Source organism: Bifidobacterium [indicum] DSM 20214 = LMG 11587 (genome assembly GCF_000706765.1).
GTDB lineage: Bacteria > Actinomycetota > Actinomycetes > Actinomycetales > Bifidobacteriaceae > Bombiscardovia > Bombiscardovia coryneformis.
Genome location: NZ_CP006018.1, coordinates 634,410 through 645,909, shown reverse-complemented (window position 1 = coordinate 645,909; position 11,500 = coordinate 634,410). Strand labels below are relative to the sequence as shown.

At 62.7% G+C, this 11,500-nt stretch carries 11 protein-coding genes; 1 reads left to right on the top strand and 10 read right to left on the bottom strand.

Annotation, left to right across the window (positions count from 1 at the left end; genetic code table 11):
- Window positions 1-37: 37 nt before the first annotated feature.
- Both BINDI_RS02400 and BINDI_RS02395 read right to left on the bottom strand, forming a co-directional pair.
- Window positions 38-1,732: a peptide ABC transporter substrate-binding protein gene (locus BINDI_RS02400; protein ID WP_033489876.1), complete on the bottom strand. Its 1,695-nt coding sequence runs from the start codon at window positions 1,730-1,732 to the stop codon at window positions 38-40.
- Between the two features lie 208 nt (window positions 1,733-1,940).
- Window positions 1,941-2,882 carry a tyrosine recombinase XerC gene (locus BINDI_RS02395; RefSeq protein ID WP_033489875.1) on the bottom strand — a complete coding sequence of 314 codons (942 nt, stop codon included), beginning with the start codon at window positions 2,880-2,882 and terminating at the stop codon, window positions 1,941-1,943.
- A 70-nt stretch (window positions 2,883-2,952) separates the two neighbouring features.
- Here BINDI_RS02395 and BINDI_RS02390 point away from each other — a divergent pair, with 70 nt between their 5' ends.
- A complete protein-coding gene (locus tag BINDI_RS02390) occupies window positions 2,953-3,270 on the top strand; it encodes a DUF6725 family protein (RefSeq protein ID WP_231570900.1) in 318 nt (105 codons plus the stop codon).
- 4 nt (window positions 3,271-3,274) lie between these two features.
- Here BINDI_RS02390 and BINDI_RS02385 read toward each other — a convergent pair whose 3' ends face one another.
- The 8 genes from BINDI_RS02385 to xerD form a co-directional block, all read right to left on the bottom strand.
- On the bottom strand, window positions 3,275-4,312 hold the full coding sequence (locus BINDI_RS02385) for a prephenate dehydrogenase (RefSeq protein WP_033490801.1): 1,038 nt from the start codon (window positions 4,310-4,312) through the stop codon (window positions 3,275-3,277).
- 86 nt (window positions 4,313-4,398) lie between these two features.
- Complete coding sequence (locus BINDI_RS02380) at window positions 4,399-5,424, bottom strand: prephenate dehydratase domain-containing protein (RefSeq protein WP_033489873.1); 1,026 nt, start codon at window positions 5,422-5,424, stop codon at window positions 4,399-4,401.
- A complete protein-coding gene (locus BINDI_RS07105; RefSeq protein WP_052108680.1) occupies window positions 5,421-5,972 on the bottom strand; it encodes a hypothetical protein in 552 nt (183 codons plus the stop codon). The genes BINDI_RS02380 and BINDI_RS07105 overlap by 4 nt, the downstream gene beginning before the upstream one ends.
- Window positions 5,973-6,026: 54 nt before the next feature.
- Complete coding sequence (typA, locus tag BINDI_RS02370; protein ID WP_033489871.1) at window positions 6,027-7,946, bottom strand: translational GTPase TypA; 1,920 nt, start codon at window positions 7,944-7,946, stop codon at window positions 6,027-6,029.
- Window positions 7,947-8,066: 120 nt separating this feature from the next.
- On the bottom strand, window positions 8,067-8,795 hold the full coding sequence (scpB, locus tag BINDI_RS02365) for an SMC-Scp complex subunit ScpB (RefSeq protein WP_081830761.1): 729 nt from the start codon (window positions 8,793-8,795) through the stop codon (window positions 8,067-8,069).
- Complete coding sequence (locus BINDI_RS02360) at window positions 8,792-9,619, bottom strand: segregation and condensation protein A (protein ID WP_237742965.1); 828 nt, start codon at window positions 9,617-9,619, stop codon at window positions 8,792-8,794. The genes scpB and BINDI_RS02360 overlap by 4 nt, the downstream gene beginning before the upstream one ends.
- An 8-nt stretch (window positions 9,620-9,627) precedes the next feature.
- Entirely contained in the window at window positions 9,628-10,467 is an 840-nt protein-coding gene (locus BINDI_RS02355; RefSeq protein ID WP_033489870.1) for a ParA family protein, read from the bottom strand.
- An 82-nt stretch (window positions 10,468-10,549) separates the two neighbouring features.
- Window positions 10,550-11,455, bottom strand: a complete 906-nt coding sequence (xerD, locus tag BINDI_RS02350) for a site-specific tyrosine recombinase XerD (RefSeq protein ID WP_033490797.1) — start codon at window positions 11,453-11,455, stop codon at window positions 10,550-10,552.
- Between the last annotated feature and the right edge of the window lie 45 nt (window positions 11,456-11,500).

The window sequence follows — 11,500 nt, the reverse complement described above, 5'->3', positions numbered from 1 at the left end:
CGAGGTTATCCAACATAGCGGACGGATGTGGTCAGAATCAATTATCCCGCTCTTCCCTGGACAGGTCCCAGAAGGAGGGCCACCCGTTCCATCCCGGTACCATCCCCCGCACCCTTCTGGACCCTGCACCGACATTGTTGACGGTGAAGAGCGGGATGGACGGAAGGTCCTCCAGGAGGGTCTCTTCCGCCTCCTGATAGAGCCTATTCGCCTCATCGACCCCCTGGGCCTCGCCGGCCTTCTTCAAGAGGTTTTCGAAAGCCGGACTGGCATACCCGGAAAGGTCTCGGCCTTGCAGAACCTCCGGACCGGCCGGGGATCTCCTACCACCACCGATTGCCACGAACCCTTGATTCAGGTAAGCCTCCGGCGAGGGATAGTCAGGCAGAATCCGGACCGGGAAGGCGACCTGACCGTACTCCCCCTTGTCAAGTCCAGACAGAAGCGCGGCCCTGGTGGGAACAGTCCTGACTTCAACATCGATGCCCAGGGCATTCCGAACCGATGCCGCCAGCCCCTCGTAAAAGGCCCCGGTGCCCTCCTCTGTCACACAGACCAGGGGCAGGGAACGGTCGTGCGGCCACATCCTGATGGCATCGGCCTGGGACCAGGCTTCCCTGGCGGCCTCGGCACGATACCGCAGATGCTCCTCCCCCTTCAGGTCCTCGGACCAGCCGGGAATGGTCGGAGAGGTGAAGTCCGTGGGCTGCTGGGCCAGATTGTCCAGGGTCTCCTCGATCAGTGTTCGCCTATCTATGGCCATGGAGATGGCCCGACGGCGCAGACGTCCTTCCCTGTCCTGCCCGAAGTGCTCCATACCGGTCGGAATGGTCAGCAGTTCAAGACCGGACCCGGCCTTGTTGTAGGACTGCAGACTGGAGTCCTCGACGAAACTCTTGCCTGCCGAATCGGGCACCGTGGTGATCACATCCAGTCTTCCGGCCTGTACATCCGACAAGGCCGAGACCGGATCAGGATAGACCAAGAAATCCACACCTGCATTCCTTATACCGATATCCCCGGTGTAGGTGGCACTCCTGCGGATTTTCACCACTTTCCGGTGGGCCCAGGACTCGAAGCGATAGGGGCCGGAGGTGACCGGCCGACTGCCGAAGGCCGCGGGATCCTTGTAGAAGGATTGCGGTAGGGGTGCATAGGCCAGGGCCCCTACCAGGATGGGGAAGGTCGCGGAGGGAGCACTCAGGTCGACCGTGAAGGTCAGGTCGTCGACAATCTTCAGGCCGGAAAGCTGGGCGTCCTTGGAGGTTCCGGCCTGCTGCAGGTCCTCATACCCCCTGATGTTGGAGAAGAGCATGGATCCGGCCTGCCCGTTGGCGGGATTGGCCGCCCAGGACCAGGCCCTGGTGAAGGAGGAGGACCTGACCGGACTTCCGTCCGAGAAGGACCGGCCGTCGACCAACCTGATTGTGTAGCGCGTCATCCGCTCATTGTGGGTGATTTCCTCGGCAAGGTCATTCTGCGGTTTGCCCTTGCTGTCGAACCGGACCAGACGGGAGAACATGGCGTTGACCAGCTGACCACCGCACTCGTCCGCCGTGTCGCTCGGAATCAGGGGCCTTGAGGGCTCGCATCCATATACCTTGATGATTGTGCCGGGGAGGGGCTGTTCGGTGGTCTGGGCGAGGTCCTCCGCATCAGTGCCGCCACACCCACCCAAGGCAAGGGAACAGGCCATGGCCGCAACAAGTGCCTTACCGATTCTCTTCTTCATCACACACCACTCCTGCCCACTGTAACCAGCAAGTAAAAACATGACCCTGCCCACATGATTGGCTACAGCGACCACCCTGCCCGGGGCTTTGACACCCCCGCATGCAGCACCGTTCATTGCTTTGCGGCTGTGGGCCTTTCGCAAAACGCCTCCACCACTGAACCTTAAAGGAAGCCCCATCCATATCGTCAGGCCCGGCCATAAACGTTCAGGCTCTGGGAAAGGCCAACCGATAGCGCTGACGCAGCTGCTCGATGGAAACATGCGTATAGCGCTGGGTGGTCCGCAAGGAGGAGTGCCCCAGCATCTCCTGAACCTCACGCAGATCAGCCCCGCCGTCCAGCATCTGGGTGGCAGCCGTATGGCGCAGGGAATGAGGGGCGATGTCGGGAACCTGGGCCCGGTCGGCGGCATCATGGACCACCTGTCGCACCTGACGCTGGCCTATCCGGCGACCGCGCACACCAAGGAAGAGGGCCTGGCCATCATGAACCTCCCCTCCCCCACCGGTGCGTTCAATCAGTCGCGGTCTCCCCCCGTCAAGCCATCCATCCAGGGCCCGTTCGGCGGGAAGTCCGTAGGGCACGACCCGCTCCTTGCGCCCCTTGCCCAGGACCTTGACGGTCCGAGACCGGGGGTTCAGGTCGACCAGGTCCAGCCCGCACAGCTCGGCAACCCGCATCCCGGTCGCATACAGCAGTTCCAGCATGGCTGCATCCCTGAGCTGGATGATTCCGGTCATGTCCTCATCCGCACCGTCCTCGACCGGGGACTCATCCACACGGTCCATCAGACGCTCGGCCTGGTTCCCGGTCAGAACCCGGGGCAGATGCTCCGACTGTTTGGGGGTCTTCAGTCCCTGGGCCGGGTCCGCCTCAATCAGGTCATGGTCGGCCAGGTAGGCGAAGAAGGAACGGATGGCTGCGGTCTTCCGAGCCATGGTGGACCGGGCATGGGACCGTGTTTCATGAGCCAGCCAGGACCGGAGGGTGGAGAGGTCCGTTTCGTTCAGATCCCTGATGCCCCGCAGTTCCATCAGGTGCAGGAAGGACGCCACGTCGGTCCGGTAGGAACGAACCGTATTCGGGCTCCGTCCCTGGATCTGGTCCAGATAGCGGGTGTATCCGTCCAGTTCTCGTTCAAAGGCCATCTGACACCTCCCATCCGGCCCAACCTAGTCTACCCGGGGCGGGACGCATATACTGGTCCCGGAGGTGACCATGCACTTGCCAAAAGAGATACCACCTGGTGTCCGTATTGTGGCCAGGACGGTCGAAGGGCGGGACCCGGAGGATGGGCGCCTCAAATTCCGCGACTACATAGGCCATGTCATTTCCTGGGACGGAACCACTCTGGACCTGAGCAGGGACCCGTCGGCCAACGGTTCGCGCGAAGCCCAGAAGGTTCGGTTGACGGCCACTTCGATAGTCGGGCTCAAACCCATTCCTGAGCGCAGATACCCTGCGGGGCACCATGACATGGATCAGGCGGGACTCAGTGACACCAATCCGGTCCAGGACCAATCGAACGAGGATTGAGGTCTCAGTCACCGATGGTCGGGAGCTGGACGACCCTGGCCTGATGGGTGGTCAGGAAGACCTCGACCTCCTGTCCCCGCCTCGCTGATTCCAAGAGCTCGGATCGCCAGCCCTCATCACTGAGTGCCAGCTCGAACCTGTTGTCCTCCTGGTCCGCACCGGCCAGCTCCGCCTTGTAGTCCCTGAAGGGACGGGCCTGGGTGAAGAAGTCATGGACGCCGGACCTGTTCCACCCCTCCGGGCCCCGGAGATTCTTGGCCACGGCACTCAGTCTGATGGCCATATCGTCCAGCAGGCCGGCCACCTGATCGGCATCCTCATCCACCATGGCCTCGGTCCTGTCGGGATCGGTCAGGGCCACCCGGGTCATGTCACGCCAGGACCCCGCCGCCAGGGCAGCGGCTATATTCCTGTCATCCGAATCCACCAGGAGGTTGGCCAGGGCGGTGGCCACCACGTGGGGCATGTGCGATATCAGAGCGGCCGCCCTATCATGTGTCTGGTCATCAAGGGCAATCAGTCGGTTCCCCAACCCCTGGGTGACCATATCCGCCACGGTCAGGAAACGGCCGTAATCAGTGTTCTCATCTACGGTTAGGGCCCAAAGCGCCCCCTCAAGAAGACCAGGGTCGGAAGCCTCATAGCCGGAGAACTCGCTACCCGCCATCGGGTGCCCACCCACATACCGGTCGGACAGGCCGGCTTCACGAACCTGCTGGCGGACCAGGCCCTTGACGCTGCCTACATCGGTCAGGGTGGTTCCGCGTGTCAGGACCGGGGCCAGACGACCCAGCATCTCAGGCATGGCCTTGAGCGGGGTGGCCAGAACCAGCACATCAGGCTTGCCCTGGGCCAGCTCCTCCAGGGTCTCCACGCAGTGGATGCCCTCGGACCTGGCTGCCTCGTATGGGCGGTCCGTATGATTCCAGGCCACCACGAACCTACCCTGCCGCGCCAGGCGTCTTGCCAGCGACCCGCCGATCAGCCCCAGACCTGCAATCGCGATCTTGTGGGCCGATGTCAGAATGGGCGATGCCGTCATACCAGCCATGGGGTGCATTGCATCCGGCCCGGTCGCAAGGTCATCACCGTGGGCATGGGCGGACCCTGCCTGCAGCTGTTGGTCCTCTACCATAACAACTCCTTGTCAACCCCCGAATTGTCCAGGTTACGTTCCCTCCAGGCACCTGCCCTGGGCAGCATCCAGTCCGGTATGGGAGGATCGGGGCGCTCCATCCGGGGATATACGGCCAGGGTTTTGATCCAATCCCCCAGGTCCAGAAGGTCCTGCATGACACCACCCAGGGCAGGCTCCCAGGGGGCCGCATCGATGGTGGCGATGAAACTGTATGTCCCGTCGTTGCCTTTGATGGGGCGGGACATGAAGGATGTCATGTTCAGCCCCGCATCACGGAACCGATCCAGGAGGTCGGCAAGAACACCCGACCCGGTATGGAGCGGAATGAAGGCGATGATGGACTCGAACTCGCGTAAAGGCCTGGACCCGGGACCTTCGCCTGCACCGGCACCCTTCGCACCTTCGACCTCAGACCGCCCGAACATGGCCCTGGCCAGACCGGATACCTCCTCCCGGGGGGCCAGAAGAAGGAAGTCCGTGCGGGCACCCTGATAGTCCTGAACCCCGCTCCTGTAGGTCTGCAAACCGTACAGGCCCCCACAAAGTCTGGGCCCCAGCGCCACCTGATCCTGTCCCAGGTCACGACAGGCAGCGGCATTGGAGGGTGCCGCTTCCTCCGCCAACCCGACATCACGGATGAATCCCCGGCACTGGGCCAACCCATGCGGATGGGCACTGACCGAGCTCAGCCTCCCATGGTCAGGGCGCACAAAGGCATCAAATACGATGGGGAGACTTGTCCTGCCGAACCCGGCCACATTGGTGGAGTCGATCAGGGCATCCATGTTGGGGATGACATGACCCTCAACGTTGCTTTCCCAAGCGATGATTCCCCAGCAACCACCGGATTCCACCGCTTCGACGATCCGAGTGGCCCGGTCGCAGGGCACCAGATCGACCTGCCTCCCCAGGGAGGACTCCAGGGAGACGGAGGCCTCAACAGCGGCCTGATGGGTGAACGACCCCTGGGGGCCGAGATAGCACAACCCGACTGAAGAATTCCGATCGGAGCTCATGCCTTGACTTCTTTCGTGGAGGCGGTTCCTGCTACCTGATGCCCATCATGGTCCCGACCGGCTTCCTCCCCGGGTTCGGAGACCGGCCACTCCCTGATGATTCCATCGTCGAACCAGGTCCTGGGAAGGCAGAGCGCCAGGAACTGAATCAGTACCAGTCCCCCCATCCAGAGGAACACGGCGTACTTGGCAAAAAAGCTCGGGAAGTCGGCATAGGGCATGAGTACATCCCCACCGGGCCCTCTCATGGACAGGGCCCAGACGACCATCGTGGAGGCCACCAAGTGGAGGGACAGGCCCAGGGTGCCGGAATCGTTACGGACCCACCAGGAGGCCAGGGCCACCAGGAGGTAAGCCAGGGCCATCCCCCAGGGAATGCCGGCGGCCGCCCCGGATCGTTGGACCAGAGTGCCCAGGGTGCCTACCAAAACACCAATGACCAGGGCCAGAAGATACCGACTGGGTCGGATCGCCTGACGCCTGGTCACCTGCTGCTTCCCACCGGCATCCTCATCATCGGCATGGATTGTGTCATGCTGTCTTGCCATGGGAATCAGCCTAGTCCGACCCGGTCACCGAAGCCTCGACCTGGTCGGTTCGTGTCACTTCTTGTTGGCGCGACGCTGGCGGGCATTCCACTTGTACCAGGCGTCACGGTCCAGGATGATCTTGCGCACCCGGATGGACTCGGGTGTTACCTCAACGCACTCATCGTCATTGGCGAAGTCCAGGGACTCCTCCAGGCTCATCTGGATGGGCGGGGTCAAGGTCTCCAGAACATCAGCCGTGGCGGAGCGCATGTTGGTCATGTGCTTCTCCAGGGTGATGTTGATATCCAGGTCCCCGGGCTTGTTGTTGATGCCGACGATCTGTCCCTCGTAAACCGGCGACTGCGGATTGACGAAGAAGTCACCACGGGCCTGGAGCTTCTGCATGGCGTAGGGGCTGGCCTTACCCGAGCGGTCGGAGACCATGGACCCGTTCTGACGGGTCTTGATCTCACCGGCCCAGGGAGCATATCCGGCCGAGATGGAGGACGATATACCCGTGCCGCGGGTGGCGGTCAGCAGGGCCGTACGGAAGCCCAGAAGGCCACGGGAGGGAACGGTGAACTGCATCCGCACCCAGCCGGATCCGTGATTGGTCATCGTGTCCATCCGGCCCTTGCGGTCTGCCATGAGCTGGGTCACGGCACCCATGTACTCCTCGGGCACATCGATGGTGTCGGACTCCATGGGCTCCTGGACCTTGCCGTCGACCGTCTTGGTGACCACCTGGGGGCGGCCCACGGTCAGCTCATAGCCTTCGCGACGCATCTGCTCGGCCAGAACCGCCAAGGCCAGCTCACCGCGGCCCTGAACCTCCCAGGCATCCGGGCGTTCGGTGGGGAGGACCTTGATGGAGACGTTGCCGATCAGCTCGCGGTCCAGGCGGTCCTTGAGCATGCGGGCGGTCAGCTTGTGGTCCTTGCCCTCGGTTCCCGCCAGGGGCGAATCGTTGGTGCCGAAGGTCATGGAGACGGCCGGATCGTCAACGTGGATCAGGGGCAGAGGCTTCGGGTCGCTCTGGTCGACGATGGTCTCGCCAATCATGATGTCATCGACACCTGCAACGGCCACGATATCGCCGGGGCCGGCCTCGTCCACGGGGAACCGGTCCAGCCCCTTGGTGCGCAGAATCTCGGTCAGCTTGAAGTTCTCGATGGAGCCGTCCACACGGGAGAGTCCGTACTGCTTGCCCTTGAGCAGGGTTCCGTTATAGACACGGACCAGGCCCAGACGGCCCAGGTAGTCCGAGGCGTCGATGTTGGTCACATGGGCCTGGAGGGGGGCGCCCTCCTCATACTCAGGGGCGGGGATGTTGGTCAGGATGGACTCGAAGAGCGGCTCCAGATCATCATTGTCGGGTACATCGCCGTCGGCAGGCTGGTTGAGCGATGCCTTACCGGCCTTTGCCGCGCAGTAGATGACGGGGAGGTCCAGGAGGGAATCCAGATCGAGGTCCACTCCCTCCTCGCTCACATCCTGGGCCAGACCCAGAAGGAGGTCGGTGGACTCGGAGACCACTTCGGAGATACGCGCATCGGGACGGTCGGTCTTGTTGATGACCAGGATGACGGGCAGCTTGGCCTCCAGGGCCTTGCGCAGGACGAACCGGGTCTGGGGCAGGGGGCCTTCCGAGGCATCGACCAGCAGGACGACACCATCGACCATGGAGATGCCGCGCTCCACCTCGCCGCCGAAATCGGCGTGGCCGGGGGTATCAACCACATTGATGGTGATGCCATCCGGCTGCCCGAGCTTGGGGGCCAGGGGGCCGGTGTACTTGACGGCGGTGTTCTTGGCCAGGATTGTGATGCCCTTCTCGCGCTCCAGGTCATTGGAGTCCATGACCCGGTCGGGCACCTCCTCGCGATCGGAGAAGACGTGCGACTGCTGGAGCATGGCATTGACCAGGGTGGTCTTGCCGTGATCAACGTGTGCCACAATCGCAACATTTCGTATATCGCCGCGTACCGCCATCAATACCTCATTCTCGTAAGTGCTTCATCTCATGTCGCCGGGATTCCAGGGCCGGAACAAACAGCCGCCGAAGACTCCCCAAACGGGCATGGTCCAAGGATTGGACAAACAGAGACAATACTAATCGTCTTTGCTGACAGGACCGCGGAGACCCTCACCCTGAGCGGAAACCACCTGATCCGCGCCCTGGGGCAGGGCCTCCTGAACCTGGGCAAGGGCCGACTCCTCGTCAGGCAGGAAGGGGGCCAGGGAGGGCAACTCCTCCAAGGAGTTCAACCCCATCTTCTCCAGGAAGATACTCGTGGTGACCAGGCGGGCGGCGTGGGTATCCGGATCGACTCCATCCTCACGGACCAAACCACGGACCAGGAGGGAACGGATGACCCCGTCGGAGTTGACCCCACGGATCTGCCCCACCTCGGAGCGGGTCATGGGTTGGCGATACGCCACAATGGCCAGGGCCTCCAGGGCGGCCTGGGAAAGCCTGGCCGTCTGCCCATCCTTGACGAATGCGGCAACGACGGGTTGATAGTCCGGGCGACTGTCCAGCTGCCACCCCCGCGTGGTCTCCCTGAGCTCGAATCCCCTTCCCTGATAGGACTCCGCCAGGGCCTGTAGGGCCGTCTGGGCCTGATTCGGTTCGACGGCGAGGACCCTTGAGAAATCCTGGCTGGTCAGGGGTTGGTCCGTGGCCATCAGAATGGCCTCCAGGCATCCCGCCAATCCGCCCGGGAAGTCGTCTACATCGAAATCCACATACTCCGGTCGGGTATCGGGATGTGTGACGGGAACCTGCCCCTCCTCCCCCGGCAGTCCATCCGCCTGGGTCTCTGGTTTGTCCTGGCTCATGCGAAGTCCCCCTCACTGATCCCTTGGAGATCTTCCTTCTCGGTACTGCCCACCCAGCGAAGATAGAGAGGCTCGTACGGCCCTTCCTGCTTGTACTGAATCAACTGCTGTTTGAAATAGACCAGAACGGCCAGGAATCTGGCCACAATCTCCAGGTTCCCTCCAGCCGAGGCGATGATGGACGCGAACGCCACCGGCCGTCCGGGAGTGGCCACCAGGGCCTCGCGAACCAGATTGGCCTGCTGGTTCAGGTCGACCAGGGGCACGTGAAGCTGCCCCAGTGAGACCTGGGAAGCCGGGGCATTGGCCAGAGCCGTGGCCGCCAGAAGGGCCAGGTCCCCGGGGCTGGTGACCCAATCAAGTTCAGGCATGAGGCTGGCCAAACCGTCATCCAGCCGCCCCGGATGAGCGTACCTGCCCGAGTTCGCCGCCAGAATGGCCCGGAAATCCTCACCGGCCTCTTTGAAGGCGCGGTATTGCAGAAGCCTGGCGAAGAGGAGGTCACGCTCCCTCAGGGCCTCCATGGAGGCCTGATCGCGCAGGGACTCATCCTCAATCGGCAGGAGAGCGGCGCTCTTGGCCTCCACCAGGACGGAGGCGACATCAAGAAAGGCGCTGGCCTGATCCAGACTGGTCTGGAAATCCAAGGTGCTCACATAGGACAGAAACTCGCCGGTCACCGCAGCCAGGGAAACCTCGGTCAACTCGAGCTTCCTGTTGGCCAGAAGGCTCAGGAGCACATCAAAGGGACCTTGGTAGACATCCAGGGCGACCGAAAACCCCTCGCCCGATCGGCCGATGGACTCCCGGGGGGATTCTGCCACAACCCCGCTCACGCCACGATGCCGCGGGAGATCAGCTCCCTGGCAACCTCCCGATACTCCTTGGAGGTCTTGTGCTCGGGAGAGAACATGGTGATGGGCTCGCCCGCCACCGTGGCATCTGGCAACTTGATGGAACGGGAGATGACGGAGTGAAGGACCCTCCCTTCGAAGGCCTCATGAATACGCTGGAGAACCTCCTCCGAATGCAGGGTGCGGGTGTACATGGTGACCAGTACCCCATAGACCTCCAAATCCGGGTTGATCCTGCTCTGCACCTTCTCGATGGACTGCATGAGGAGCGCCACGCCACGCAGGGCGAAGAACTCCGCCGCCACCGGGATGACGACCCCATCCGCCGCAGTCAAGGCGTTGACCGTCAGGAGACCCAGGGAGGGCTGGCAGTCGATGATGATGGCATCGTATTCATTGAGGAGGGGCCTGATGGTCGAGGCAAGGACCTGCTCGCGCCCGACCTCGGTGACCAGCTGAACCTCGGCGGCCGACAGGTCGATATTGGCGGGGATGATGTCAAGCCCCGGGAAACGGGTGTGGTGAACCACCTCATGCACGTCGAGGGATGAATCGAACATAGCCGTGTAGATGGTGTGGTCAACGCTGTTGGCATTGATACCCAGACCCACCGTAGCGGCCCCCTGGGGATCGAAGTCGACAATCAGGACCTTGCGCCCATAGAGACTGAGCGCACCGGCTATGTTGATGGAGGAAGTGGTCTTGCCCACGCCGCCCTTCTGGTTGCACATGGCGATGACACGGGCAGGGCCGTGCTGTTTCAAAGGCTCAGGGGCTGCGAAAGTCTCATACTCGCGCCCTAACAAATCCGTAGGCATACCTCTAGCCTACCAACATCCGGGAATCATCCGATCAGGGCGGGTTTACCGGCAGGGTGTGACGTTTCCGAGGCACCTTCCCTCAGCGGGCGCGGGGGTGCGCCGTCTGGTAGGCCTCAATCAGTCCTTGAGGGCTCACGTGGGTGTATATCTGCGTCGTGGTGACCGAGGAGTGTCCAAGAAGTTCCTGAACGGACCTGACATCGGCGCCACCCTCGATCAGATGGGTGGCGAAGGAGTGTCGGAGGGTGTGCGGGTGCAGAGGCCGCTGGATTCCCGCCCGTTCGCCGGCCTTGCGCACCACCTCCCAGACGGATTGCCTGGTCAGGCGCTTCCCGCGCTTGTTGAGGAAGACGGCTGTCAGCTCCCTTCCCCGGGTGGCGCGGCCCTGCAAATCAGGACGACCAAGGTTCAGGTATGACTCCAATGCAGCGCAGGCGTACGAACCGACCGGGACCAGGCGCTGCTTGTCCCCCTTGCCCGTCAGGCGAACCACATGCTCGTCCAGATCCAGATCGTCCAGGTTGGCACCCACAGCCTCTGATACCCGGCAACCCGTTGCATACATGAACTCAAGGAGGGCCTTGTCCCTGAGCACCACCGCGTCCTGTGACCCACCCATGGCGGCGGCATCCAGGAGCCGGGCGACCTCGTCAACGGTCAAAACGTCAGGCAGGGAGGCTGTTCCCTTGGGAGCCTTGACCCCCCTCGAAGCGTCCTCATCTGTCACCCCCTGCTGCAGAGCGAATTTGTGCCACTCGTGGACAGCGGCCAGACGGCGGGAACGACTTGCCGGGCTCTCCGACGAGAGTCCGGCAAGGAAGCCCTCCACATCTCCCTTGGTTACCTGGTCAAGGCTGCGGATACCCTGCCTGGAGAGCCATCCCGCATACATACTCAGGTCCGACCGGTAGGCCTTGACCGTCGCCGGTGCCAACCCCCGCTCCACACCCGTATAGGCAAGGAACTGGTCCAGCAGGTCCGCCATCGCCTTCGGAAGGTCATCGGGGATGGTCCTGCTCCCCTCCCGGTC